The 24,325-nt window shown below is 62.5% G+C and carries 22 protein-coding genes, 1 tRNA gene and 1 pseudogene; 9 read left to right on the forward strand and 15 right to left on the reverse strand.

Annotation, left to right across the window (positions count from 1 at the left end):
- Positions 1-4 precede the first annotated feature (4 nt).
- The 3 genes from B9A31_RS12125 to B9A31_RS12135 all read left to right on the forward strand — a co-directional run bounded on the left by B9A31_RS12125 (position 5) and on the right by B9A31_RS12135 (position 3,966).
- On the forward strand, positions 5-952 hold the full coding sequence (locus B9A31_RS12125; RefSeq protein WP_016711960.1) for a dihydrodipicolinate synthase family protein: 948 nt from the start codon (positions 5-7) through the stop codon (positions 950-952).
- A 186-nt stretch (positions 953-1,138) separates the two neighbouring features.
- Positions 1,139-2,716: an aldehyde dehydrogenase (NADP(+)) gene (locus tag B9A31_RS12130; protein WP_084297016.1), complete on the forward strand. Its 1,578-nt coding sequence runs from the start codon at positions 1,139-1,141 to the stop codon at positions 2,714-2,716.
- A gap of 2 nt (positions 2,717-2,718) precedes the next feature.
- Positions 2,719-3,966 (forward strand): NAD(P)/FAD-dependent oxidoreductase, encoded by a 1,248-nt coding sequence (locus B9A31_RS12135; RefSeq protein WP_084297017.1) that lies wholly within the window; start codon positions 2,719-2,721, stop codon positions 3,964-3,966.
- 33 nt (positions 3,967-3,999) lie between these two features.
- On the opposite strand, the gene xenA is transcribed toward B9A31_RS12135, so the two are convergent.
- A complete protein-coding gene (gene xenA, locus B9A31_RS12140; RefSeq protein WP_016711963.1) occupies positions 4,000-5,091 on the reverse strand; it encodes a xenobiotic reductase XenA in 1,092 nt (363 codons plus the stop codon).
- 85 nt (positions 5,092-5,176) lie between these two features.
- On the opposite strand from xenA, the gene B9A31_RS12145 reads away from it, so the two are divergent.
- A complete protein-coding gene (locus B9A31_RS12145) occupies positions 5,177-5,476 on the forward strand; it encodes an ArsR/SmtB family transcription factor (RefSeq protein ID WP_025753907.1) in 300 nt (99 codons plus the stop codon).
- 84 nt (positions 5,477-5,560) lie between these two features.
- Here the strand turns inward: B9A31_RS12145 and mqo are convergent, their stop codons facing one another.
- Both mqo and B9A31_RS12155 read right to left on the reverse strand, forming a co-directional pair.
- Positions 5,561-7,198, reverse strand: a complete 1,638-nt coding sequence (gene mqo / locus B9A31_RS12150; RefSeq protein WP_019098485.1) for a malate dehydrogenase (quinone) — start codon at positions 7,196-7,198, stop codon at positions 5,561-5,563.
- A 327-nt stretch (positions 7,199-7,525) separates the two neighbouring features.
- The gene (locus tag B9A31_RS12155; protein WP_003254720.1) at positions 7,526-7,717 is read right to left on the reverse strand and encodes a YhfL family protein; all 192 of its coding nucleotides are present in this window, start codon (positions 7,715-7,717) and stop codon (positions 7,526-7,528) included.
- A 189-nt stretch (positions 7,718-7,906) separates the two neighbouring features.
- Between B9A31_RS12155 and B9A31_RS12160 the strand changes: the two genes are divergently transcribed.
- Entirely contained in the window at positions 7,907-8,524 is a 618-nt protein-coding gene (locus B9A31_RS12160; RefSeq protein ID WP_016711965.1) for a LysE family transporter, read from the forward strand.
- 78 nt (positions 8,525-8,602) lie between these two features.
- Here B9A31_RS12160 and B9A31_RS12165 read toward each other — a convergent pair whose 3' ends face one another.
- The 3 genes from B9A31_RS12165 to B9A31_RS12175 are packed head-to-tail and all read right to left on the reverse strand — an operon-like array spanning position 8,603 to position 12,568.
- The gene (locus B9A31_RS12165; RefSeq protein WP_084297018.1) at positions 8,603-9,811 is read right to left on the reverse strand and encodes a hypothetical protein; all 1,209 of its coding nucleotides are present in this window, start codon (positions 9,809-9,811) and stop codon (positions 8,603-8,605) included.
- Between the two features lie 10 nt (positions 9,812-9,821).
- Complete coding sequence (locus B9A31_RS12170) at positions 9,822-11,699, reverse strand: hypothetical protein (RefSeq protein WP_084297019.1); 1,878 nt, start codon at positions 11,697-11,699, stop codon at positions 9,822-9,824.
- An 8-nt stretch (positions 11,700-11,707) separates the two neighbouring features.
- A complete protein-coding gene (locus B9A31_RS12175; protein WP_084297020.1) occupies positions 11,708-12,568 on the reverse strand; it encodes an SH3 domain-containing protein in 861 nt (286 codons plus the stop codon).
- 357 nt (positions 12,569-12,925) lie between these two features.
- Between B9A31_RS12175 and B9A31_RS12185 the strand changes: the two are divergent.
- A pseudogene (locus B9A31_RS12185) lies at positions 12,926-13,105 on the forward strand (DUF3077 domain-containing protein); the annotation flags it as partial.
- A 76-nt stretch (positions 13,106-13,181) separates the two neighbouring features.
- On the opposite strand, the gene B9A31_RS12190 reads toward B9A31_RS12185, so the two are convergent.
- From B9A31_RS12190 to dapA, 5 genes are all read right to left on the reverse strand, one after another.
- Positions 13,182-13,271, reverse strand: a tRNA-Ser gene (locus B9A31_RS12190).
- 91 nt (positions 13,272-13,362) lie between these two features.
- The gene (gene purC, locus B9A31_RS12195) at positions 13,363-14,073 is read right to left on the reverse strand and encodes a phosphoribosylaminoimidazolesuccinocarboxamide synthase (protein ID WP_011535129.1); all 711 of its coding nucleotides are present in this window, start codon (positions 14,071-14,073) and stop codon (positions 13,363-13,365) included.
- A gap of 30 nt (positions 14,074-14,103) precedes the next feature.
- Complete coding sequence (locus B9A31_RS12200; RefSeq protein WP_019098480.1) at positions 14,104-14,862, reverse strand: MBL fold metallo-hydrolase; 759 nt, start codon at positions 14,860-14,862, stop codon at positions 14,104-14,106.
- A complete protein-coding gene (bamC, locus tag B9A31_RS12205) occupies positions 14,863-15,984 on the reverse strand; it encodes an outer membrane protein assembly factor BamC (protein WP_016711979.1) in 1,122 nt (373 codons plus the stop codon).
- Positions 15,985-15,999: 15 nt separating this feature from the next.
- Positions 16,000-16,887 (reverse strand): 4-hydroxy-tetrahydrodipicolinate synthase, encoded by an 888-nt coding sequence (gene dapA, locus B9A31_RS12210; RefSeq protein ID WP_019098479.1) that lies wholly within the window; start codon positions 16,885-16,887, stop codon positions 16,000-16,002.
- A gap of 259 nt (positions 16,888-17,146) precedes the next feature.
- Here dapA and B9A31_RS12215 point away from each other — a divergent pair, with 259 nt between their 5' ends.
- Together B9A31_RS12215 and B9A31_RS12220 are read left to right on the forward strand one after the other, a co-directional pair.
- Positions 17,147-17,707, forward strand: coding sequence for a glycine cleavage system transcriptional repressor (locus tag B9A31_RS12215; RefSeq protein ID WP_003254741.1), 561 nt, complete (start codon positions 17,147-17,149; stop codon positions 17,705-17,707).
- Positions 17,708-17,717: 10 nt separating this feature from the next.
- Positions 17,718-18,191, forward strand: a complete 474-nt coding sequence (locus B9A31_RS12220; RefSeq protein ID WP_016711981.1) for a peroxiredoxin — start codon at positions 17,718-17,720, stop codon at positions 18,189-18,191.
- A gap of 34 nt (positions 18,192-18,225) precedes the next feature.
- On the opposite strand, the gene B9A31_RS12225 is transcribed toward B9A31_RS12220, so the two are convergent.
- Together B9A31_RS12225 and B9A31_RS12230 are read right to left on the reverse strand one after the other, a co-directional pair.
- On the reverse strand, positions 18,226-19,296 hold the full coding sequence (locus B9A31_RS12225) for an AI-2E family transporter (RefSeq protein WP_019098477.1): 1,071 nt from the start codon (positions 19,294-19,296) through the stop codon (positions 18,226-18,228).
- Between the two features lie 20 nt (positions 19,297-19,316).
- Positions 19,317-19,556 (reverse strand): sulfurtransferase TusA family protein, encoded by a 240-nt coding sequence (locus B9A31_RS12230; RefSeq protein ID WP_008097503.1) that lies wholly within the window; start codon positions 19,554-19,556, stop codon positions 19,317-19,319.
- 121 nt (positions 19,557-19,677) lie between these two features.
- Between B9A31_RS12230 and B9A31_RS12235 the strand changes: the two genes are divergently transcribed.
- On the forward strand, positions 19,678-21,114 hold the full coding sequence (locus tag B9A31_RS12235; RefSeq protein ID WP_016711983.1) for a M48 family metalloprotease: 1,437 nt from the start codon (positions 19,678-19,680) through the stop codon (positions 21,112-21,114).
- 108 nt (positions 21,115-21,222) lie between these two features.
- Here the strand turns inward: B9A31_RS12235 and nadA are convergent, their stop codons facing one another.
- Both nadA and B9A31_RS12245 read right to left on the reverse strand, forming a co-directional pair.
- Complete coding sequence (gene nadA / locus B9A31_RS12240) at positions 21,223-22,281, reverse strand: quinolinate synthase NadA (protein ID WP_016711984.1); 1,059 nt, start codon at positions 22,279-22,281, stop codon at positions 21,223-21,225.
- A gap of 215 nt (positions 22,282-22,496) precedes the next feature.
- Positions 22,497-24,005 (reverse strand): YdgA family protein, encoded by a 1,509-nt coding sequence (locus B9A31_RS12245; protein ID WP_084297021.1) that lies wholly within the window; start codon positions 24,003-24,005, stop codon positions 22,497-22,499.
- Positions 24,006-24,325 lie beyond the last annotated feature (320 nt).

Below are 24,325 nucleotides of genomic sequence, written 5' to 3' on the forward strand. Positions count from 1 at the left end.
AACAATGACTGACAACATCTTCACCGGCACCATGCCCGCCTTGATGACCCCATGCACCGCCGACCGCAAGCCGGACTTCGACGCCCTGGTACGCAAGGGCCGCGAACTGATCGAGGCCGGCATGAGCGCCGTGGTGTACTGCGGCTCGATGGGTGACTGGCCACTGCTGACCGAAGCCGAGCGCCAGGAAGGCGTCGCGCGCCTGGTGGCCGCCGGCATTCCGACCATCGTCGGCACGGGTGCGGTGAACACCCGCGAAGCGGTTTCCCACGCGGCCCATGCCGCCAAGGTCGGTGCCGCCGGCCTTATGGTCATCCCCCGCGTGCTTAGCCGTGGTGCTTCGTTGATCGCCCAGAAGCACCACTTCTCGGCCATCCTCGCCGCCGCGCCCAAGCTGCCAGCAGTGATCTACAACAGCCCCTACTACGGCTTCGCCACCCGCGCCGACCTGTTCTTCGAACTGCGCCGCGAATTCTCCAACCTGATCGGCTTCAAGGAGTTCGGCGGTGGCGCCGACCTGCGCTACGCCGCCGAGCACATCACCTCCAAGGATGACGATGTGACCCTGATGGTCGGCGTGGATACCCAGGTGGTGCATGGTTTCGTCAACTGCAACGCCACCGGTGCCATCACCGGCATCGGCAACGCCCTGCCGCGTGAAGTGCTGCACTTGGTGAGCCTGAGCAAGCAGGCGGCCAAGGGCGATGCGAAGGCCCGTCGCCTGGCGCGTGAGCTGGAAGCGGCACTGGCGGTGCTGTCGTCGTTCGATGAGGGTTGCGACCTGGTGCTGTACTACAAGCACCTGATGGTGCTGAACGGTGACCGCGAGTACAGCCTGCACTTCAACGAGACCGACGTGCTGACCGATGCCCAGCGCAACTATGCCGAGCAGCAGTACGCGCTGTTCCGCAGCTGGTATGCCAGCTGGTCGGCTGAGCAAAACGTCGCCTGACTTTGGACCTGCGCGGACTCTTGTAAGAGCGGCCTTGTGTCGCGAACGGGCTACCAAGCGGCCCCGGGATTTTCGCGCAGAGGCACAAATTGCTGGGGCTGCTTCGCAGCCCTTTCGCGACACAAGGCCGCTCCTACAGGGGCTGCGGTTTCCCTTGATACCCGTATTTGATTCCAAGGAGGCTACATGCCCCTCACAGGCAACCTGCTGATCGGCCAGACGCCGGTAACTGGCAGCCGCGAAGCCATCCACGCCATCAACCCGGCTACCGGCCAAACGCTGGAACCGGCCTACCTCGGCGGCACCGGCGAACACGTCGCCCAGGCCTGCGCCCTGGCCTGGGCGGCGTTCGATGCCTACCGCGAAACCTCGCTCGAACAACGGGCACAATTTCTCGAAACCATCGCCGCGCAGATCGAAGCCCTCGGCGATGCCCTGATCGACCGCGCCGTGGCCGAAACCGGCCTGCCCAAAGCGCGCATCCAGGGTGAACGGGGCCGCACCTGCACCCAGTTGCGCACTTTTGCCCGGGTGGTGCGGGCTGGTGAATGGCTGGATGTACGGGTCGACAATGCCCAGCCCGAACGCCAGCCCCTGCCCCGCGCCGACCTGCGTCAGCGCCAGGTCGCCCTGGGGCCGGTGGCCGTGTTCGGCGCCAGCAATTTTCCGCTGGCATTTTCGGTAGCCGGTGGCGACACCGCGTCGGCATTGGCCGCTGGCTGCCCGGTGGTGGTCAAGGCCCACAGCGCCCACCCTGGCACCAGCGAACTGGTCGGCCAGGCCGTGACGCAAGCGGTGAAGCTGTGCGGTTTGCCGGCCGGCGTGTTCTCGCTGTTGTACGGCTCTGGCCGAGAAGTGGGCATCGCCCTGGTCAGCGACCCGCGTATCAAGGCAGTAGGTTTTACCGGCTCGCGCAGCGGTGGTGTCGCACTGTGCCAAGCCGCTCAGGCACGCCTGGAGCCGATCCCGGTGTACGCCGAAATGAGCTCAATCAACCCGGTATTCCTCTTCGAGGCCGCTTTGCAGGCCCGCGCCGAAGCGCTGGCGCAAGGCTTCGTCGCCTCGTTGACCCAAGGTGCTGGCCAGTTCTGCACCAACCCCGGCCTGGTGATCGCCCGGCAAGGGCCCGCGTTGCAGCGCTTCATCGCTGCCGCCAGCGAACACGTACAACAGGCCGCCGCGCAGACCATGCTCACCCCGGGCATCTTCAGTGCTTACCAGGCCGGTGTCGGTGCCCTGGCGGAAAACGCCAATGCCAAAACGGCAGCCAGTGGTCAGGCCGGGCAAGGCCCCAACCAATGCCAGGCACAGTTGTTCGTGACCCAGGCCGAAGCCTTCCTGGCAGACCCGGCGTTGCAGGCCGAAGTGTTCGGTGCTGCGTCGTTGGTCGTGGCCTGCGCGAGCGATGAACAGGTCCGCCAGGTGGCCGAGCATCTGGAGGGCCAACTGACCGCTACGTTGCAGCTGGACGATGCCGACATCACCAGCGCCCGCGCCCTGCTGCCGACCCTTGAACGCAAGGCCGGGCGCATTCTGGTCAATGGCTGGCCGACCGGCGTTGAGGTGTGCGATGCGATGGTCCACGGCGGACCGTTCCCGGCCACCTCCGATGCCCGCACCACCTCGGTGGGCACGGCGGCGATCCTGCGCTTCCTGCGTCCGGTGTGCTACCAGGACTTCCCCGATGCCTTGCTGCCGTCGGCGTTGCAGCACGGCAACCCGCTGCAGCTGCGGCGCCTGCTTGACGGTAAACGGGAAGGCTGAGCATGCTCGAAACCGCTGAAACCGATATCGCGGTGGTTGGCGCCGGCATTGTCGGCGTCGCTTGCGCACTGCAACTGGCCCGTCAGGGCCGCCGAGTGCTGCTGGTCGACCGTCAGGCGCCCGGCCAGGGCGCGTCCTATGGCAATGCCGGGCACCTGGCGACCGAGCAGGTGTTCCCGATCGCCGACCTGTCGATCCTCAAGCGCTTGCCGCGCATGCTGCTGGACCCGATGGGCCCGTTGCGCCTGGACTGGAAGTACCTGCCCAAGGCCATGCCGTGGTTCTCTCGCTTGCTGCTCAACCTGCGCCCGGCGCCGTTCCAGCGCAGCGTGGCCGGCATCCGCACACTGAACGAAGGCAGCCTGGGTGCCTGGCAGCGATTATTGGGCTCGATCGGGCGCAGCGAGCTGTTCCAGGAAGATGGCTCACTGCTGGTGTTCGAGAAGCCTGAATCACGCCAGGCGCTGGAGGCCTTGCGCGCACGCATGCAACAGCAGGCGGTGCCGGTGGACTTCTGGTCGGCCGAAGCCATACGCGAAGCGGCACCGCAGTTGAACCCATCATTGCTGGGCGGGCTGTTCTTTCCCAAGACCGGTCATTTCATCGATCCGTACAGGGTGGTGTGCGAGCTGTTCGACGCGGCCAAAGCCAGTGGCGTACGGTTTGCCCGGGCGCAGGTCGAGGGTGGCCGGTTGCACAGCGGCGGGGTCACCCTGGTCAGCGACCATGGCACGTTCAATACCCGTCAGGTGCTGATCAGCTGTGGTGCGCACTCTGCGAAACTGACCGCCGTACTGACGGGCAAGCGGGTGCCGCTGGACACGGAGCGCGGTTACCACCTGATGCTGCCGGGCGAGCGTCAGCGCCTGCCGTTTGCGGTCACGTCGCTGGAACGCAAGTTCATCATGACGCCCATGGCCGACGGCTTGCGCCTGGCCGGCACGGTGGAGTTCGCCGGGCTGGAGGCACCGCCGAGCATGCAGCGCGCCTGGCAGTTGCACCATTTGAGCAAGGGGCTGTTTCGGCAAGACTTGAGTGCCGAAGGGGCTACGCCGTGGATGGGCTTCAGGCCTTCGTTGCCAGACTCGTTGCCGGTGATCGACAGGGTGTGTGATGGGCGGGTGCTGCTGGCGTTTGGGCATCAGCATTTGGGGCTGACCCAGGCAGCGGTGACGGCGGAGTGGGTGGGGCGGTTGGCTGAGCAGGCCAGTGGGCCTGAGATGGGGGCCTACCGGTTGGATCGGTTTTAGATTCGGGGGCTGCTGCGCAGCCCCCGGCATCACTCAGCGATAGCGCTCAAGCCAGTGCGCATACGGCGCCGGCAAGGTCCAGGAGGCTTTTTCCACGCCCAGCTCCTTGGCCGCAAAGTACGCCCAGTGCGGATCAGCCAAATGCGCGCGCCCTACCGACACCAGGTCCAACTGGTTGGCCTGCAACGCGGCTTCAGCCAGTTGCGGCGTACCAAAGCCCCACGCCGAGGTCACCGGCAGCTTCGCCTCACGGCGCACGCGTTCGGCGATCGGCCCCATGAACGCCGGGCCCCACGGGATGTTGGTCTCGGGAATGGTGAAACCGACACTCACGCTCAGCAGGTCCAGGCCACCCGCCTTGAAGCGGCGCGCCAGCTCGATCGACTCTTCCAGGGTCTGCTCGTCGCGGCCGTCGTATTCCAGCACACCAAAGCGTGCGGTCAGCGGCAGGTTTTCTGGCCACACCTCACGTACCGCTGCCAGGGTTTCCAGCAGGAAACGACTGCGATTGTCGAAGCTGCCACCGTAGGCGTCGGTACGCTTGTTGGAGTGCTCGGAGAAAAAGCTCTGGCCCAGATAGCCATGGGCGAAGTGCAGTTCGATCCACTCGAAGCCGGCATCACGCGCACGGCGGGCGGCATCGACGAAGTCCTGCTTGACCCGGGCGATGTCGTCCAGGGTCATTGCGCGCGGCACGTTTGGCAGGTGCGCGCCAAAGGCAATGGCGGACGGGGCGATGGTCTCCCAGCCACGCGCGTCATCAGCACCAATGTGGTCGTCACCCTCCCACGGGCGGTTGGCGCTGGCCTTGCGGCCGGCGTGCGCAATCTGGATGCCCGGCACCGAACCGGCCGCCTTGATGGCCTGCACCACCGGCACGAAAGCCTGGGCGTGGGCATCGCTCCAGATTCCGGCGCAACCAGGGGTGATGCGCCCTTCCGGTGCCACCGCCGTGGCTTCGACCACCAGCAGGCCGGCACCGCCACGGGCCATGCTGGCGTAATGCACCTGGTGCCAGTCGTTGATCAGGCCATCCTCGGCCATGTACTGGCACATGGGCGGAATGGCGATGCGGTTGCGCAGGGTGACGTCTTTGAGGGTGTAGGGTTCGAACAGTGCGGACATGGGAAACTCCGGGCTCATCTGAATACTGTTGTTCGATCATAATCGAACTATGGCAATTAATGAAACCCCCGTTATCATGTGAGCCATGCGAGCCTACAAACACCCCACCGCTGAAGACCTGATCCTCGAACGCCTGCTCTATGCGCTGAGCGACCCCGTGCGCCTGGAAATCGTCCGACACCTGGCCGGTGTCACCGAAGCCAGCTGCGGCGAGCTGGATGGCGGCCGGCCGAAGTCGAGCATGTCCCATCACTTCCGCGTCCTGCGTGATGCGGGGCTGGTGCATACCCGCAATGTGGGGACGACCCACATGAACTCGCTGCGCAGCGAAATGCTGGGTGAGCGGTTTCCCGGGTTGCTGGAGTGCATTCTTCGGCAGAGCTGATTTTCCTGTACCCGCGAAAGGGCCCGAACAGGCAAAAAAAAGCCACGAGGTTTCCCCCGTGGCTTCTTTCACAACAATGGCCGATTACAGCGCCATGTCGTTCGCAGGCTTGCTCTCAACCGGCTCGCTCGGCGCGCCGTTGAAGTCAACGCTGGCATCGATCACCGGCGGTTTCTCCAGCTGCAGCACTTCAGCGGTGTAGTTCCACTCTTTCTGGGTGGCCGCTGCCGAATCGTTCAGCTTGGTGCCGTAGCTTGGCACGATTTCCTTGATCTTGGCCTGCCACTCAGGAGTAGCGACCTTCTCCTTGAACACGGTTTCCAGCACGTTCAGCATGATCGGCGCAGCCGTCGAGGCGCCTGGCGATGCACCCAGCAGGCCAGCAATGGTGCGGTCTTGCGACGCCACCACTTCAGTGCCCAGCTTCAGCACGCCGCCTTTCTCGGCATCACGCTTGATGATTTGCACACGCTGGCCGGCCTGCCACAGGCGCCAGTCTTCCTTCTTGGCGTTCGGGAAGTAGGTGCGCAGGGCTTCGAAGCGGTCATCATCCGACAGCATCAGCTGACCAGCGAGGTACTCGACCAGCGGGTACTGCTCGATACCCACCTTGGTCATTGGCCACACGTTGTGGGTGGTGGTGCTGCTCAGCAGGTCCAGGTACGAGCCGTTCTTCAGGAACTTGGTCGAGAAGGTGGCGAACGGGCCAAACAGGATCACGCGCTTGCCGTCCAGCACGCGGGTGTCCAGGTGCGGTACCGACATGGGTGGTGCGCCAGTCGAGGCGATGCCGTAGGCCTTGGCCATGTGCTGCATGGCAACGGTCGGGTTCTCGGTCACCAGGAACGAGCCGCCCACCGGGAAGCCTGCGTATTCCTTGGCTTCAGGAATGCCCGACTTCTGCAGCAGCTTCAGTGCGCCGCCACCAGCACCGATGAACAGGAACTTGGCGTCGGTGGCCGATTCGGTACCGTCCTTCAAGTTCTTGTACTCGACGTGCCAGGAGCCGTCCTTGTTGCGGGTGATGTCCTGCACTTCGGTGGACAGCTTCAGGTCGAAGCCTTTCTGGGTTTGCAGGTGGCCAACGAACTGGCGGGTGATCTCGCCGAAGTTCACGTCGGTGCCGATCGGCGTCCAGGTCACGGCCAGCTTCTGGTTCGGGTCGCGGCCTTCCATCATCAGCGGGACCCACTTGGCGATCTGCGCGTGGTCCTCGGAGTACTGCATCGGGCGGAACAGCGGGCTGGCCTGCAGCGCGTCGTAGCGCTTCTTCAGGAACTTGATGTTGTCATCGCCCCACACGAAGCTCATGTGCGGGGTGGTGTTGATGAACGAGTGCGGATTCTTCAACACGCCCTGGCGTACCTGCCACGACCAGAACTGACGGGAAATCTGGAAGGCTTCGTTGATTTCGATGGCCTTGGCGATGTTGACGTTGCCGTCTTTGTCTTCCGGGGTGTAGTTCAGCTCGGCCAGCGCGGAATGGCCGGTACCGGCGTTGTTCCAGCCGTTGGAGCTTTCTTCGGCCACGCCGTCCAGGCGCTCGACCATTTCCATCGACCAGCTTGGCTCCAGCTCATGCAGCCACACGGCCAGGGTGGAGCTCATGATGCCGCCGCCGACCAGCAGCACGTCTACTTTCTTGGTTTCTGCGGCGTGCGCTTGCATGAAGCTTGCAGCGACAGCCAGACCCAGCAAGGTCTTGCCAGCTTTCTTGAACATTGATCAATTCCAGTCAGGAGAACAGAGGGCGGGCCTGTGGCTGGCCCAGGTAAAGCGTGTTCTTCAGCGCAGGCTTGTTGTTGATCATTGTTCAGCAGCCAGAGAACCAGAAAACGACTCGGCCTTTTGTCGAATTGACCGACAACGCTGAATCGTTTTTCTGATTGTATATGAAATGCCAGCACAAACAAATTGCCCGCCCCGGCGTCAAGACGACGGGTTGCCCCAGTGGCAGATTGTCACGCCAAAAACAAAAACCCCCGGCCATCTACATGACCGGGGGCCTTGGATCACGCCGCAAGCGTCGCGATCAGGGTACCGCCAAGATTACTGCTGCTGAGGCAGTTTATCGATCGGGCCGCAGCCACCGATGATCTTGGAGATGGAAACCGAAGGGTGGAACAGGTAGTCGTAGGTGCAGTTTTTCGGCTGGTTGTAAACCTGGCCAGTGCAACCCGACAGCAGGGCAACACCCGAAACTACAGCAACGGCTACGGTGGCCTTGAACAGCTTTTTCATTACAAAGTCCTTTAAATGAATCATCTTCGACCATCGTCTGATGGCGGCGGGATGATACAGAAAACAGGCATTGGATCCAAGTCGTGCTTGGCAATGATGGATTGCGAATGTGCAACAACAGGTTGTAAAGCACGCTGTTGGCGACGATAGTCATGACTCTGCCTTTGCATTGCTCTACAGGAGTTCACCATGCTCGGCGTCACCGACTACGGCGCATTCGTCATCGCCTTCATCATTCTTCTGGCCATCCCGGGCCCGGGCAATTTTGCCCTGATCACTGCCACCGGCAAGGGCGGCATCAAGGCAGGCCTGGCCGCGACCTGTGGGGTGATCGTCGGTGACCAAGTCCTGTTGTGGCTAGCGGTAGCTGGCGTCGCCACCTTGCTGGCCACCTACCCTGCGGCCTTCCACATCGTGCAATGGGCCGGCGCCGCGTACCTCGCCTACCTGGGCCTGCGCATGCTGTTGAGCAAACCGGGTGACGCGCCGCGCACCAGCCGCATGGACAACGGCCAATACCTGCGCCAGACCATGCTGATCACCCTGCTCAACCCCAAGGCGATCATGTTCTACATGGCGTTCTTCCCATTATTCATCGACCCGGTGAAGCATCAGGGGTTGGTGACGTTCGGCTTCATGGCGGCAACGGTGGCGGTGATCACGTTCCTGTACGGGTTGATCGCCGTGGTGCTGACCCACCGGCTGGCCGAACGCATGCGCGCCAACCCGCGCATTACCAATATGTTCGAGCGGCTGGCCGGGGCTTGCCTGGTAGGGTTCGGCATCAAGCTGGCGGCGATGCGCTGAAACCTCTGATTCGCAGAATTGAAAAAGCCCCCGGCAACTCATCGTTGCCGGGGGCTTTGTTTATCAGCGATCAACCGGTCAATTGGTTTCCAGCTCATACGCCTTGCTCACGAACAACGCCGCAAACAGGCTCTTGCCTTCCTTGAAGGTGTAGTGCTCTTCAAACTTGCCATCCTCGACCAGCTTCTGCCCGATGGCACATTCCGAGTCGCTGTGGTTCTTGCCCTTGGCACCGAAATCACTGCTCCACATCGACAACCCGACCTGTTCACAGAAGGCGGCAAACTTCGCCTTCGGAACATTCTGCTGGTAGTCGCTGTAAGCCTCTTTCAGCGGTTTGAAGCCGCTGTAGCTCACGCTGTAGTTCTCCACCTTGGCCTTGCGTGCAAAACCACTCACCGCCTCGGCCAGTACAGCCTGACCGGTGTACGTGCTGTAGGCCCCGATCAGCATGGCGCTCAACGCACTCTTGAGTTGGGTTTCGACATCGTCGAGCTCCGGCAGCGACTGGAACTCGGCCTTGCGCACGATCTCACCCACCTTGGAGCCATCGTTACGGTGGGTCACGACGAACGCCATCGAGCCCTCGCCGTCACTGGAGCGCTTGAGGGTGAAGTCCACGTCTACCGTGGTGCCGAATTCCCCCGTGCTACTGACCAAAAACGCGCCGGTCATTGGCTGACGCACAACCATGTTACTACCCCAGTCGAAGTTCGACTGGGTGGCCCGGCCATTGGCGGCCAGTTCGGCACGCGGCTGGATCTCGTCGCTGACATCAGACACCAGCACCACTTCAGCGCCCTTGCTGGCAACGAAAGGGTTGCCCATCTGCATCCCAAGCAGCTGGATGTGGATCGTGCCGTCCTTGCTGTCACCATCGTGCGCCAGCTTCAGCGCATCGGCCTTCAGGTAGACGCCTGCAACATTGCCGCTGGCGTTGAGTTGGTACTTGGCCCAACCGGCCAGGCCTTCCTCCGCCGAGCTACCGCGAACCGACTCCATCAGGCCCGACAGGCCACGCATGAATTGCTGGGCACCGTTGGTCTGCGCGGCCGCCACGCGGATCTCGGGGTCGGCGACAGTCAGGTTGCCAGAGAACGCCGAGTAGGAAATATCACCTTCAGACAGCACGTCCTCAAGGAAGTAGCGCTCCTTGAAGTCGTCGTAGTAGGCCATCGCAGCCTTCTTGCCCGAGCTGGACAGCATCGCGTAACCACCGCCGAGCACCAGCACCGCTGCGGCCACACCGCCAATCAGCAGCTGCTTCTTGTTCATCTGTTTGATCATGGTGTTTGCCTCACTGGACCATGGCGGAAGCGTTGTTCCAGTCGTTCACGTACTTTTGGGAGACCTCGGGGGTCCAACTGAAATCGATACCGGCGTTAGGGAATTCCTTGGCCAGCACGGCGCCGAACGACACGAGGTCCGCACACTTGTCCTGTTTGCATGCCTGGGGCTCGCCCGCGTTATAGGCACGGTATGTGGGCACCGCGCGGCCATCGTCCAGCGGGTAGTACGGCGTGGCGTTGGCCACTTGCGCCACGTACCAGCCTTCGCTGTACTCCTCGTCCGCCACCAGGCGGCCCTTGCTCGGGAAGTCGATGGCGTAGAAGTCGCCCTGCTTGCCGGTGACGTGGACCATCATCGGCGCCACGCGGGCCGAGGTTGCCGGGTTTTGCTGTTCCAGCGGCGAAGCGAAGCGCACCTTGATGCCGGCCATTTGTGCCAGGGCTTCGGTTTCGCGCCCTTTGAACTCGCTCATGCCGTCTTGCAACTGCTGGTAACGCTCCAGTACGCGGGTGTGGACGCTGGCCAGTTCCTGTTGACGCAGGCGCGCCTCACGCACGCGCTGCTCCTCACGCTGAACCGCCCAGTTCGCGCCATCGCGCACATCGAAGAACAGGCCTTGGCGATTGATGCCGATGCGGTTGCGGGTGATCTTCTGCGCGTCGTTGCCCCACATGTTGTTCGTGATCGCCGAAATGTCTTTGACGATGAGCAGGTCGGCCACGTCGGTGGTGGTCGGCGAGGTGGTCTTGATCAGGTCAAAGATTTCCAGCGCAGCTTCCTTGTACTTGGCTGCGTCCAGAGCGAACGACTCGTCCGGGGTTACTGCCACGTAGTAAGGGTCGCTGCCGAACGGACGGAGCACGCCGTAGCTGCCACGGGTGAAGGCCAGGTACACCTTCATCTGCCGGCTGGGGATCTCGCCCACCAGGAATGCGGCCTGGCCAGCGTCTGCCGTGAGGTAGGAAACGGCCTTGTCCTTGACCGCAGGCTCGTAGACCTTGTTGAAAATCAGGCCGCTCGGGTGCACGTATACGCGGCTCCAGTTATCCCCACGGTAGGTGCCCACGGCCTTCCAGCTGATTTTTTCGAAGTTGCCTTCGCCAAAACCGGACGCCGGGCACGGCATGGCCGGGGTGGTGCCGAACGACAGGGTGTCACCGTTGCTGATGATCTCGCGGCTGAGTACCCATTTGCAGCCAGAACCGTCCGTTACCTGCATCAGGTTGCGGTTTTCCAGGACCACGGCGCGACCGAAATCCGAGGTGGGGGCTGCGGCTACTGCGGCGGCAGGGGCTGCGACGGGCGGAGCGGCAGGCGCTGCGGCGGGGGTTTCGGCTGCTGGTGCTGGTGCGGGCTCTGCGGCAACGGCTGGAGCTGGCACTGCAGCAGGGGCTGCTTCTACTTTCGCAGGTGTCGGTTCGACTACCGCAGGAGCTGGCTCAGGCGCTGGGGCTGGAGCAACAGCCGCCGGGGCTTCTGCCGGTGCAGGTGCCGGGGCTGGCGCAGACGGAGCGGGTGCCGGAACAGCAGCGACAGCGGCAGGCGCGGCGGCCAGGGTCACCAGGCCCAGGTTGCTGGCATTGCCCGAACCGCTGGCGTAGAGGTTGCCTTTGGCGTCCACGGCTTTCCAGCTCACCTTGGCGGTCGAGCAGTCCTTGGCGAACACGAACGGCAGCTTGGTCAGCAAGCCCGATAGCAGCTCCTGGTTGTCCCAGGCCGGACGGGTGATGGTCAGCTCGACCTCGGGTTTGCACCAGGTGGTGGCGTCCCCAGGTACTTCGACCTTGATGTTTTCTTTCTTCGAGAAGGCCAGCTCATGGGCGAACGCCTGCGGTACCAGACCACAAGCGCCGATCACAGCCAGCGCGAGCGCGTGCTTTTTCATGGAGTTCCTCAGATCAGTTCCCAGGTGCCGTTGGCTTGTTTGCAGAAGGTGTTCTGCTCTTGCTCGGTCTTGCCGCTTTGCGACTTCAGGTTGACCGTGACCGGGCGGCAGGCCGCTTCGGCAGCGACGGTTTCGGTCGGCAGCGACTGCACCGAGTCCAGGTCGAAGCCTTGGGTTTCCTTGCTGGCGGCTACGTCCAGTTCGTCCAGGTTCACTGCCGGCGTTACGCGCTTGGCAACTGCCTGCGCCTTCGGTTCGACGTAGTTCTTGTGCACATAGCCAACAGTCACGCCCTTGCGGCCGACCAGGATCCAGTCACCCGTGGAGCCGACGGCGGTGAACTCGGTGTGGTTCTTCAGGCTGCCGACTTTTTCACCGTTCTGGTTAGCCGCGGCACGCACGTTCAGGTTGTCGCTGATGGTCACGTAGGGTTCGTTGATCAGCTTCATCGACGGCACCGCCTGAATCTTCGGCGCGCGCTTGACCTCGACCTTCTTGGTCTGGGTGTATTCCTTGCCCGGCACGATCTGCGCGGTGGCGCCCGAGTGGTCGGATGTCCAGGTCACCGGCTGGGCGCTGGCGGTAGTCTGCTGTTGGCTCAACACTTCCTGGGTGCGCAGCGCCAGGGCCTGCTGGTCCTTCTCATCCAGCATGTGGCCAATGCGGTTGCCCACGTAGGCACCGATGCCACCTGCAATCAGGGCCGCGGCTATCTTGCCGTTGCCGCTGCCCATGGTCGAGCCGATGGCCACACCGGCCAGGCCACCGATCACGGTGCCCGCTTGCTCTTTGCTGATCCCGAGCTGTGCACAGGCCGTGGTAGAGGCGATGGCAACCGCCAAGAGGGACGCGACGAATTTCTTACGCAAGTGGAGCACTCCATTTTCGGTGGGGCGCACAGCCGCGTACCGCAGCCAGGGTCTGGCGGCAGCATTCGACGTTGTGCGGGGATTTCAGAGAGGGTGCAGCACTGGCTGCAGACGACAATTCAGCCGTCCAGCGAAGGGCATAGAGGGAGACCAGTACGGCGCGAAGCATCCAACGAATCCATGTCAGAAAAAGGTCATCGCCCAGCGCGTAATCATTACGGCGTTTGGTCTGGGCGTGAAAGGCGTATTAGAGGAGCGCATTGTAGCGCAAGGTGACATTGGCAGTTCAAGACAAAATGTTGCGAAAAACGGCTCTACAACAGGCCTGCTTCGCAGACCATCGCCAGCAAGCCAGCGCCCGACATCCCCTGCCAGGACGCTCGTAAACAGGCATCCGAACCGATGGGCTACGTCCGCGACCTGATCATCACCGGCTTGATGGACGACGACCGGAAACTGATCTGGGCTTCGCATTACCTCAGCGCGATGGCCAAGGCGCTGCTGGATGATGCTGAATTGGGGATGATGAAAAAATGAGCGGCGATATGCCGATTCTCGATGGTCCAGAACGAAAAAGCCCCGCAGATCTAAATCTGCGGGGCTTCTCGATGTATGGCGGAGAGATAGGGATTTGAACCCTAGGTACTGTTGCCAGTACAACGGATTTCGAATCCGTCCCGTTCGACCACTCCGGCATCTCTCCAATGCCGCGCATCTTACCAGCGTTTTTTAAAAACGCAAACCTTTTTTTCAAAAAAATCGCGTGGTATCAGGCGCTTGCGTGAACGCGCCGCTTACAGCGGCACGCCCAGGCGCTTGGCAACTTCTTCGTAGGCTTCGATCACGTCGCCCAGGCCCTGGCGGAAGCGGTCCTTGTCCATCTTCTTGCGGGTTTCTTTGTCCCACAGGCGGCAACCGTCCGGGCTGAACTCGTCGCCCAGCACGATCTGGCCGTGGAATACGCCGAACTCCAGCTTGAAGTCGACCAGCAGGAGGCCGGCGTCATCGAACAGCTTGCTCAGCACTTCGTTGACTTTCAGCGACAGCTTTTTCATTTCCACCAGCTGCTCGGCGGTGCCCCAGCCGAACGCGACAACGTGGGATTCGTTGATGAAGGGGTCGCCCTTCTCATCGTTCTTCAGGAACAGCTCGAAGGTGGACGGCTCCAGCTTGATGCCCTCCTCCACGCCCAGGCGCTTGACCAGGCTGCCGGCGGCGTAGTTACGCACTACGCATTCGACCGGGATCATGTCCAGCTTCTTCACCAGGCACTCGTTGTCGCCCAGCAGCTTGTCGAACTGGGTCGGCACGCCGGCTTCTTCCAGCTTCTGCATGATGAAGGCGTTGAACTTGTTGTTCACCATGCCTTTGCGGTCGAGTTGTTCGATGCGCTTGCCGTCGAACGCCGAGGTGTCGTTACGGAACAGCAGGATCAAGCGGTCGGCGTCGTCGGTCTTGTAAACCGATTTGGCCTTGCCGCGGTAGAGTTCGTCGCGTTTTTCCATGATTGGGCTCCGCTTGCTTGAGGTGTTGGGCTAGGCGATTTCGCGCCAGTCGAGCCCGTGTTCCTGATTCGCCACCTGGAGCCAGTCCGGGTCGCACCCAAGGGTGTCGACGAAGCACTGGCGAGCCAAGTGTGGCAGGTTGTTCTTGCTGCTGAGGTGGGCCAGCACCAGGTGTTGCAGGTTGTTCCAGCCCAACTCGTGCACCAGGCGCGCGGCCTGGTGATTGTTCAAATGCCCTTGCATGCCCCCTACCCGCTGCTTCAAGAAGGCCGGGTAGTGACCGCGTGCCAGCAGGTCGCGGCAGTGGTTGGCCTCGATCAACAATGCATCCAGGCCCTGGTAACGCTCCAGCAACAGCGCGTCATAAGAGCCCAGGTCGGTCAGCATACCGAAGCGCCGCTGGCCATCGCTGATCACGTATTGCAACGGCTCGTAGGCATCGTGCTCGACCCGCGCGGCGGTCACTTCCAGGCTGCCGATACGCAGGCTTTGGCCACAAGCGAGAAAACCGGCCACCTCCACCGGCTTGCGCATGCCGCGCAACGTGCCTTGGCTGAGGTAGACCGGTACATTGTAGCGCCGCGACAGCAAGCCCACCCCATGCACGTGGTCGGCATGTTCGTGGGTCACCAGCACCGCACTGAGCTGAGCCGCCGATACACCGAGCAGCGCCAGGCGCCGCTCGGTTTCGCGCAGGGAAAAGCCGCAATCGACCAGGATGAACGTGTCACCACTGGCGATCAGCGTGCCGTTCCCTTGGCTGCCGCTTCCGAGTACCGCGAAGCGCACTTAGCCCAGGTGGTCCTGAATGGCGCTCAGCACGCGGCGGGCGACATCGGCCGGGGCAACGGTGTTGATGTTTTTCTCGACCGTGACCTGCACGCTATCACCCACCTTGCTCAGGCGAACCTGGTAGCGCTCGGCACGGGCTTCACGCTCTTCCTTGGTCGGCTCGCTGCCGAACATCCGGCCGAAGAAGCCAGGCTGGTTCTGCTTGTCGTCCGGTTTTTCCGACAGGTTGATGTAGTACAGGCCCAGGCTGCGGTTGATGTCTTCAACACGCCACTCGCCACCCTGCTCCAGGGCACGGCCTACGCCAGACCAGGCACGGTCCAGGTCGGAACCCAGGTACAGCACCGGGTTGCCGCTGCCGTCTTCGCTCAGGCTGACACGGCTTGGCGCGTCGAAATCGCGCGCGGCCAACAGCGATACCGAACCGCCTTTCTCGGCGCTGCGGTTCATGCTGGCGAGCATTTCGTCGACCAGCAGGGCATCGGCACCCGTGTTGCTGGAGGTGGACGGGAAGTCAGGCTCGGCGGTGCTGCCGGCCGGGCGCTCGACGCTGACCACATACACCTCGGAGGTGTTGCGCTGCACGCCCGGCTCCATGCGGACACGCACGCGCACTTCGCTGTCACCGCTGCTGGCGGTGCTCGCCAGGCGCTGGCCAAGCGATGCCGACAGCTCGTCGAAACGCTGCCAGGTGGTGTTGAACTCACCGGTCTGCGGGCGCTCCTCAGCGATGCGGAAGCCATTGTCCTCGAAGAACTGGCGAGCCACCGGCCACACTTCGGCTGGCGAGTGCTGGGCCAGCACCCAACGGCTGCTGCCGCTGCGTTGCAGGCTGTAGTCGGTGACCTGGGCGGCACCGCCGGTCAGGGGTTGCGGGCGCGGCACTTCGAACTCGCCCGTGACGTGATCGTCGGCGACGTTACGCGGAATGGGCAGCAGCGGGTCAAGGCGTTTGACGTTGCTGGCGTCCGGCGGCAGCTGCATCGGCGCAGTCGGGTGCGCCTGCAGGTAGTCGCTGCCGCGGTCGCGGAAATAGCCATCCTCGCCCCACAGCCAGCCACACCCACTGGTGCTGGAGATAATCAGGGCAAGGGCGGAAAGACCAGCCAGTCGCTTCATGCGGTGTACTTCCTCTTAAACCAGTACGCCGGACTGGCGCAAGGCAGTACGGACTTTTTCGTGGCAGCCTTCGCTTAGCCAGGTCAGTGGCAGGCGAATGCCCTTTTGCATCAGGCCCATTTCGACGAGCGCCCACTTCACCGGGATCGGGTTGGCTTCGCAGAACAGGTCTTTGTGCAGCGGCATGAGTTTTTCGTTGATCGCGCGGGCCTTCTCGGCATTGCCCTCAAGGGCGGCCTCGCACAGATCGGCCATTTCACGCGGGGCGACGTTGGCGGTAACAGAAATGTTGCCCTTGCCGCCCATCAGGATCAGCTCGACGGCAGTCGGGTCATCGCCGGACAGGACGATGAAGTCCTTGCTGACGCCATCGAGGATGGCCTTGGCGCGGACCAGGTCGCCGGTGGCTTCCTTGATGCCGATGATGTTCGGCACGGTCGACAGGCGGATCACGGTCTCGGCCTGCATGTCGCAGGAGGTGCGGCCGGGTACGTTGTAGAGGATCTGCGGAATGTCGACGGCTTCGGCAATGTGCTTGAAGTGCTGGTACAGGCCTTCTTGCGTCGGCTTGTTGTAGTACGGCACTACCAGCAGGCAGGCATCGGCACCGGCGCTCTTGGCGTTCTGGGTCAGGTGCACGGCTTCGGCAGTGGCGTTGGCACCGGTACCGGCAATGACCGGAACGCGGCGGCTGCTGCGTTTGACGCGCTCGACCACGTGCTTGATGACCAGGATGTGTTCTTCGACATCCAGCGTGGCGGACTCACCCGTGGTGCCTACAGCGACGATCGCATGGGTGCCGTTTTCCAGGTGGAAGTCTACAAGTTTGTCGAGGCTGCCCCAGTCCACACGCCCTTGTGCATCCATGGGTGTGACCAATGCCACCATACTGCCCGCAATCATGTAACTGCTCCTGCCGGAAAAAGAGAGCCGTAATGGTACTGGGGGCATCGGCCTTGCACAAGCGAAGCAGGCAGGCGGAGCATTCCCCTCGGCGCCTTATTTCGCTACCCTTGATCCTTTGATCGGTGCAGCGCGGCCCGCCGGGCCGTCGACCTTGCTCCCCGCCAGCGTCCACGACCTCGCATGCGAGCCCCGGGCCCTGCCGACAGGAGGCTTTCGCCCGTCCTGTACCGACCGCTCATCGCTTTAGGAATGCTGCATGTCCACCCCCACCGTCCGCGAACAATTCCTTGTCATCAGTGCCTTGGGCCCGAACCCCATGGAACTGGCCAACGTCCTCAGCCGCGCCGCTTTCGAAAACCGCTGCGCGGTGGTCACCTCGCGCCTGAGTCGCCACGGCGAGACCAGCGCCCTGGTGCTGCAAGTGGGCGGCAGCTGGGACGCCCTGGCGCGCCTGGAGTCCACCCTGCCGGGCCTGGGCAAAAAACATGGCCTGACCCTGGACGTGGTGCGCAGCGCCGACCAGGAAGTGCGCCCGCAGGCCCTGCCGTACGTGGCCTACGTCAGCGCCGCCTACCGCCCGGACATCATCAACGAGCTGTGCCAGTTCTTCCTCGACCACCGCGTCGAGCTGGAAGCCATGACCTGCGACACCTACCTGGCTCCGCAAACCGGCAGCAGCATGCTCAACGCCCAGTTCACCGTGATTCTGCCGGCCGGTACGCAAATCAGCTGGTTGCGTGACCAGTTCCTGGACTTTGCCGATGCCCTGAACCTGGATGCGCTGATCGAACCTTGGCGCCCACAGAACCCCATGTAAGGAAACCACCATGGCTGTAGCACTCGACCAACCTGTTGCGGACTTTCAGGCCCAGGCCACCAGCGGGCAAACCGTCAGCCTGGCCGAACTCAAGGGCCAGCAAGTGGTGGTGTACTTCTACCCGAAGGACAGCACGCCGGGCTGCACCACCGAAGGCCAGGGGTTCCGCGACCAGCATGACGCCTTTGCCGCCGCCAACACCGTGGTGTTCGGCGTGTCGCGCGATGGCATCAAGTCGCACGAGAACTTCAAGGCCAAGCAAGGCTTCCCGTTCGAGCTGATCAGCGACAAGGACGAAGCCCTGTGCCAGCTGTTCGACGTGATCAAGCTGAAGAAGCTGTACGGCAAGGAATACATGGGCGTTGACCGCAGCACCTTCCTGATCGACAAGAAGGGTGTACTGCGCCAGGAATGGCGTGGGGTGAAGGTGCCAGGGCACGTGGATGCCGTATTGGCAGCAGCCCAAGCGCTGAACAAGGCTTGAGATCGTTTGGGGCCGCAAAGCGGCCCCAATCAGATCAAAGCATCGGTGAAACGCTAGGCTCCTGCCGCGGCCAGGCATCCAGCACGGCCTTGATCAGGGTCGCCAGCGGGATGGCGAAGAAAATCCCCCAGAACCCCCACAACCCGCCAAACAGCAGTACCGCGCAAATGATCGCCACCGGGTGCAGGCTCACCGCCTCGGAGAACAGCAACGGTACCAGCACGTTGCCATCCAGCGCCTGGATGATCGCGTACACCGTCATCAGGTAGATGAACTGGTCGCCCCAGCCCCACTGGAACAGCGCAATCAGCGTCACCGGCACCGTCACCACCACCGCCCCCACGTAGGGCACTACCACTGACAGCCCCACCAGCAGCGCCAGCAGTGCAGCGTAGTTGAGCCCCAGGCTGATGAAGGCGATGTAGGTGGCAATGCCACAAATCAGAATTTCGATGCCCTTGCCACGGATGTAGTTGGCGATCTGCCGGTTCATCTCGCTGCCCACGCGGTTCAGCAGGGTGCGCTGGCGCGGCAGATAGCCACTCACCCAGCGCCCGATCAGTTCGCGGTCCTTGAGGAAGAAGAACACCAGGATCGGCACCAGCACCAGGTAGATCATGGCATTGACCAGCAACGGCAGGCTCGACAGCGAGAAGGTCAGCGCCCACTGGCCAAACTTGCCGATTTCGCCACGTACCGACTCGATGGCATGCAGCACCTGCTCGTCCGACACCAGGTGCGGGTAGCGCTCGGGCAGCAGCAAAAGCAGCGACTGCCACTTACCGAGCATGCCCGGCAGCTCGTTGAACAGGGTAATAAGCTGGTGCCACAGCAGCGGCACCAGCACCAGCATGAACAGCGCCAGCGCACCCATGAACAGGGCGAACACCAACATTACCGCCAGCCGCGTCGGTACCCGCACACGCTCCAGGGCGTTGACCAGGCCCTGCATCAAGAACGCCAGCACCATACCCGCCAGCACGGGCGCGAGCATGCCGCCCAAGGTAAGAACAGCCGTGAAAGCCAGAAACAGAAGGACCGCCAGCACCACTGCTTCTTCATCGGAGAAGTAGCGCTGCATCCAGTCGCGAAGCACTTTGAACATTGACGATCCTTGGTAAAGACTCAGGCCTTGCGCAGCCAGTAAGTGTAGGTGCCGGCCTCGGCCGTTTCACGCAGCAGGGTATGACCGGCCAACTGGGCGAAAGTGCGGAAGTCACGCTGCGACCCGGCATCCGTGGCGATCACCTTGAGTACCGCGCCACTGGCAAGGCGATTGAGCTCCATCTTGGCTTTGAGCAGCGGCAAAGGGCAATTCAGCCCGCTGGCGTCCAGTTCGGCATCGCAGGTCAGGGTGTCACTCATCGCAGGGTCTCCAAAGGCGTTGCCAGACTGCTTGCTGACAGGGTCGGCTAGGATAGCGCCACTGGTCGCCAACGTGTGAGCCCGCTACAGTAGGTATCTTTGACCGACGCGAGCTTCATGCATGAATCTACTGCGCCCTACCCTGCTGACGCTGGCCTGCCTGATGGCCCTTCCCGGCCATGCTGACGACCTGCCATCACTGGGTGACGCCAGTTCCGCGATCGTTTCGCCGCAACAGGAGCACCAGCTGGGCCGCGCCTGGCTAAGCCTGCTGCGTGGCCAGGTCAACCAGCTGAACGACCCACAGCTCAAGGACTATGTCGAAACCAGCGTCTACAAACTGGCCGAAACCAGCCAGCTGCAGGACCGGCGCCTGGAATTCATCCTGATCGACAGCCGCGAGCTGAACGCCTTTGCCGCCCCGGGTGGCATTGTCGGGGTCAACGGCGGGCTGTTCCTCAACGCCCAGACCGAAGGCGAGTACGCCTCGGTACTGGCGCACGAACTGGCGCACTTGTCGCAGCGCCACTTCGCCCGAGGCGTCGAGGCGCAGCAGCGCATGCAGCTGCCGATGATGGCGGCGTTGCTGGCCGGTATCGTGCTGGCCGCCGGTGGCGCCGGCGATGCGGGCATCGGCATGATTGCCGGTACCCAGGCGGCGGCGATCCAGGAACAGCGCCGGTTCTCACGCCAGAACGAACAGGAAGCCGACCGTATCGGTATCCAGAACCTGGAAAAGGCTGGCTACGACCCGCGCAACATGCCGACCATGTTCGAGCGCCTGGCACGCCAGTATCGCTATGACGCCAAGCCGCCTGAATTCCTGCTGACCCACCCTGTGACCGAATCCCGTATCGCCGATACCCGCAACCGGGCCGACCAGGCGCCCAAGGGCGGCATTGAAGACAGCATGCGCTACCAGCTGATTCGCGCCCGGGTGGCGCTGACCTACGAAGGCACACCAGGGCTTGCCGCCAAGCGCTTCCGTGCCCAGCTGGACGAAGACCCGAAACTGGACGCCGCGCGTTACGGCCTGGCCTTGGCTCAGATCAAAGGCGGGCAGCTGAACGAAGCGCGTGAAATGCTCAAGCCGCTACTGGCCAAGGCACCCAACGACATCACCTACAACCTGGCGCAGATCGACCTGGACATCACCAACAACCGCCTGGCCGACGCCCAGCAGCGGGCCGAACGGATGCAGGGGCTGTATCCGGGCAACTACCCGCTGAAACAGGTCCGCGCCGATTTGCTGGTGAAGCAGAACAAGCCTGCCGAAGCGGAGAAGGTGCTCAACGAACTGGTCAAGAGCCGGCCGGATGACCCGGACGTGTGGTATGACATGGCTGAAGTGCGGGGCTTGTCGGGCAATACCATTGGCCTGCACCGCGCACGGGCCGAGTATTTCACCCTGGTGGGGGACTTTGACCAAGCGATCCAGCAATTGGATTACGCCAAGCGCCGGTCGGGCAGCAACTTCCCGCTGGCCTCGCAGATTGACCAGCGCCAGCGCGAGATCATGGAGCAGCAGCGCATGGTGCGGGAAATGATGGGGCGCTGAAGGCCATTCGCGAGCACGCCCGCGCCCACAGGGATCGCACCGCCTGCGAGCGCTGCGCTGTATCTGTGGGAGCGGGCGAGCCCGCGAAGAAGACGACGCGGTCTGTCGTCAGGCGTTACCGGACAGTTTCAGCCTTGCAGCCTGGGTAAAGTCCAGCATCCGGTTCAGCGGCTTGATCGCCTTGGGCACCAGCGCCGGGTCGACGAAAATCTCATCACCGCCATTACGCAAGCAGTGCAGCACGCGCTCCAGGGTATTCATCGCCATCCACGGGCAGTGCGCGCAGCTGCGGCAGGCCGCGCCATTGCCGGCAGTAGGCGCTTCGACGAATTCCTTGTCCGGGCACAGCTGCTGCATCTTGTAGAAGATGCCGCGATCGGTGGCGACGATGAAGGTCTTGTTCGGCAGGGTCTGCGCTGCCTTGATCAGCTGGCTGGTAGAACCCACCGCGTCGGCCAGTTCGATGACCGCTTCCGGCGACTCAGGGTGCACCAGGATCGCTGCGTCCGGGTACAGTGCCTTCATGTCGGCCAGCTGGCGCGATTTGAATTCTTCGTGAACGATGCAGGCACCGTCCCACAGCAGCATGTCGGCACCGGTCTGCTTCTGAATGTAACGGCCCAGGTGCTGGTCCGGCCCCCAGATGATGGTCTCGCCGTTATCCATCAGGCTTTCGACGATTTCCAGCGCGCAGCTTGAGGTCACTACCCAATCGGCACGGGCCTTTACGGCAGCGGACGTGTTGGCGTAAACCACCACGGTGCGTTCAGGGTGCTGGTCGCAGAACGCAGAAAACTCTTCGACCGGGCAACCCAGGTCGAGCGAGCAGGTCGCCTCCAGGGTCGGCATCAGCACGCGCTTTTCCGGGGTGAGGATTTTTGCCGTTTCGCCCATGAAACGCACGCCAGCCACGATCACGGTCTCGGCCGGATGGTTCTTGCCGAAGCGGGCCATTTCCAGCGAGTCGGACACGCAGCCGCCGGTTTCTTCAGCCAGCGCCTGGATGACCGGGTCGCAGTAATAGTGGGCAACCAGCACTGCGTTCTGGGCCTTGAGCTCGGCAGCGATGGCCGCACGGTATTCGGCCTCCTGCTCGGCTGTCAGCGGGTTGGGCTGCTTGGCGTCGAGGTGGGCCTGAACCAACAGGCGTTCGGAAATCTGGGTCATGATCGCTGGACCTGCAGGCGCGCGTGCGCGTCAAATCGAGTGTATCACCCGGCCCTGACAGATCGGCTAAGGGCGCCGGACGGCATACTGCCCGCCACGGCCCTCTGCGGGCACGGATTATTATCGGAGGCCGAAGGCTACAGACAATCCAGCGATTACTAAAGTGGTTTTTGTGTTGCCTGTGCCGGCGACAGGGCCAGCACAGGCAGAACCAATCAACCCTGCGGCGACAACGCGGCCAGGTGCGCCGCCATCAGCATGGCGAACTCTTCCACGGTCATTTTCCTGCCGTTGAAGTCAACCATGCCATCGGCATAGTGCAGGCTGCTCACCACATCATTACCTTCGACAGTCGCCATGCCACTCTGCAGCGCCATCATGCCAACCATCTCCCCAGCCTGGCTGGACTGCATGGCAATCGCCTGAGCGTCAGTCTGACCATCCAGCAGCGCCTGCAAGGTCGCCAGGTCACCCATCATCGACTTGGACAACGACAGCTTGCTCTTCACCTCGGTGATCATCTGCTTGCTCAACTGGTCCGGCGGCAGGTCGAAGCTGGACGGGGCGGCAAAGTCCATCGACAGGTTGAAGCGGCTCTCGCCATTGGCGGTCTTGAACGACAGATTTTCAATCGCCACCTTGGGCCTGGCGGCGAGCAGCTTCTGCAGATCACCCTGGAAACGGGCCTTCTCGGCGTCGTCCATCTGGATTTGCGGCACCGGCTGGCCGGCGTCGGCGGCGGCCTCGAACTCCGCCAGATGCGCCTGGTACCACTTCGACAATGCCTGCAGCGCCGGTGCATTGACCGAAGTAATGCTCACCGCCATCTGTGCCTTACCCACTGCACGGCCATCCCAGGTGATGTCGCCAACCTTGTACTCCACGCGACCGCCCACGGTATCCGGACCATCAAGGGTTTGCAGGGCATTTTGCTCGAAGCCCTTGATCAGCATTACCTGCTGTTTGGGCCCCAGGGTGACCTTGGTTTCAGCCAGCGCCAGGTCGGCATTACCGACATAGATGGCGTCGTGCGCGGTGGCTGCCAGGTTACCGCCAATCTTCAGGCCTTTGAGCTCGAACGTGGCAGGCGGCTGGTCGTCATGCACCAGTTTCATCACGAAGCGGTCGGCCTGGCCTTGGAATTTGGATGCCTTGCCTTCCTTGTCGCCACTGACCTCCAGCTGCATGCCCGAGAAGTCGAGGCTGTTGCCATCCGCTTCGTCGAACTTGACCGGCGCCAGCCGAACCTGGCTGACCACATTACCGCCGTAGCCCAAGCTGGTTTGGGCGCTGACCGGCGCCTGCTCACCCGCTGCGGCAAACCACGGTGCGGTGGCTTCGTCCTTTTGCAAACTACTGTTGCTGACCGCCAGCACCGGCATCAGCTTGAACGCCTTGACCCGTGACCAGGGGAACGGGCCGTGCTCGATCTGGTCGGTCACGCCCACGTCGAAACTCAACACCTCGCCGTCACCCACGTTGATGTCGCGTGCTTTCAGGCGGTACTGGGCGGTACTGCTGAAGAAATGCTGCTCCAGCGACACCCGCTCGATGCTCATGCTGCCACCGGTGGTCACCAGGGCTTTCTTCAGCTCGGCGTTGCTGCGGGCAAGGGCATTGTCCAGCTCGGCCGGCAGCTGCTTGCCGGTGTACCAGGCGCCAGCGGTGGTTGCGACGGCAATGGCGATAGCCAGGCCGGAAAGGATGCCAACTGATTTCTTCATGAATAGAACCGAATGCTGTCCGTAAGGGCTTGTTGGGCGATCAACGCCCACGCTGCGAAGATTACCACTGCAATAGGTACACAGGCGGGTGCGGATCGAGAAATGGCATTTTTGGGAAGCGTCTGACACCCAGCCCATGGACGATGCCCAATCGTTAATTTTTACGAACATTCAAATTGATCATAACCGCAAAAAACCGCGCAAAAACCGAACAAAACAGCCTTTAAATCGATAAATGTTTCAATTCAGTAACATCTTGTCATGTTTAACTTGACACCCACCTACCCATCGTTTTTTATTTTCACCACTTTGCGCGCCCC

The sequence above is a fragment of the Pseudomonas sp. URIL14HWK12:I5 genome (assembly GCF_900176445.1).
GTDB classification, from domain to species: domain Bacteria; phylum Pseudomonadota; class Gammaproteobacteria; order Pseudomonadales; family Pseudomonadaceae; genus Aquipseudomonas; species Aquipseudomonas monteilii.

Coding starts and splice junctions, on each gene's coding strand:
- B9A31_RS12125 (WP_016711960.1), top strand. CDS start 5: ATGACTGACAACATCTTCACCGGCACCATGCCCGCCTTGATGACCCCA.
- B9A31_RS12130 (WP_084297016.1), top strand. CDS start 1,139: ATGCCCCTCACAGGCAACCTGCTGATCGGCCAGACGCCGGTAACTGGC.
- B9A31_RS12135 (WP_084297017.1), top strand. CDS start 2,719: ATGCTCGAAACCGCTGAAACCGATATCGCGGTGGTTGGCGCCGGCATT.
- xenA (WP_016711963.1), bottom strand. CDS start 5,091: ATGTCCGCACTGTTCGAACCCTACACCCTCAAAGACGTCACCCTGCGC.
- B9A31_RS12145 (WP_025753907.1), top strand. CDS start 5,177: ATGCGAGCCTACAAACACCCCACCGCTGAAGACCTGATCCTCGAACGC.
- mqo (WP_019098485.1), bottom strand. CDS start 7,198: ATGTTCAAGAAAGCTGGCAAGACCTTGCTGGGTCTGGCTGTCGCTGCA.
- B9A31_RS12155 (WP_003254720.1), bottom strand. CDS start 7,717: ATGAAAAAGCTGTTCAAGGCCACCGTAGCCGTTGCTGTAGTTTCGGGT.
- B9A31_RS12160 (WP_016711965.1), top strand. CDS start 7,907: ATGCTCGGCGTCACCGACTACGGCGCATTCGTCATCGCCTTCATCATT.
- B9A31_RS12165 (WP_084297018.1), bottom strand. CDS start 9,811: ATGATCAAACAGATGAACAAGAAGCAGCTGCTGATTGGCGGTGTGGCC.
- B9A31_RS12170 (WP_084297019.1), bottom strand. CDS start 11,699: ATGAAAAAGCACGCGCTCGCGCTGGCTGTGATCGGCGCTTGTGGTCTG.
- purC (WP_011535129.1), bottom strand. CDS start 14,073: ATGGAAAAACGCGACGAACTCTACCGCGGCAAGGCCAAATCGGTTTAC.
- bamC (WP_016711979.1), bottom strand. CDS start 15,984: ATGAAGCGACTGGCTGGTCTTTCCGCCCTTGCCCTGATTATCTCCAGC.
- dapA (WP_019098479.1), bottom strand. CDS start 16,887: ATGATTGCGGGCAGTATGGTGGCATTGGTCACACCCATGGATGCACAA.
- B9A31_RS12215 (WP_003254741.1), top strand. CDS start 17,147: ATGTCCACCCCCACCGTCCGCGAACAATTCCTTGTCATCAGTGCCTTG.
- B9A31_RS12220 (WP_016711981.1), top strand. CDS start 17,718: ATGGCTGTAGCACTCGACCAACCTGTTGCGGACTTTCAGGCCCAGGCC.
- B9A31_RS12225 (WP_019098477.1), bottom strand. CDS start 19,296: ATGTTCAAAGTGCTTCGCGACTGGATGCAGCGCTACTTCTCCGATGAA.
- B9A31_RS12230 (WP_008097503.1), bottom strand. CDS start 19,556: ATGAGTGACACCCTGACCTGCGATGCCGAACTGGACGCCAGCGGGCTG.
- B9A31_RS12235 (WP_016711983.1), top strand. CDS start 19,678: ATGAATCTACTGCGCCCTACCCTGCTGACGCTGGCCTGCCTGATGGCC.
- nadA (WP_016711984.1), bottom strand. CDS start 22,281: ATGACCCAGATTTCCGAACGCCTGTTGGTTCAGGCCCACCTCGACGCC.
- B9A31_RS12245 (WP_084297021.1), bottom strand. CDS start 24,005: ATGAAGAAATCAGTTGGCATCCTTTCCGGCCTGGCTATCGCCATTGCC.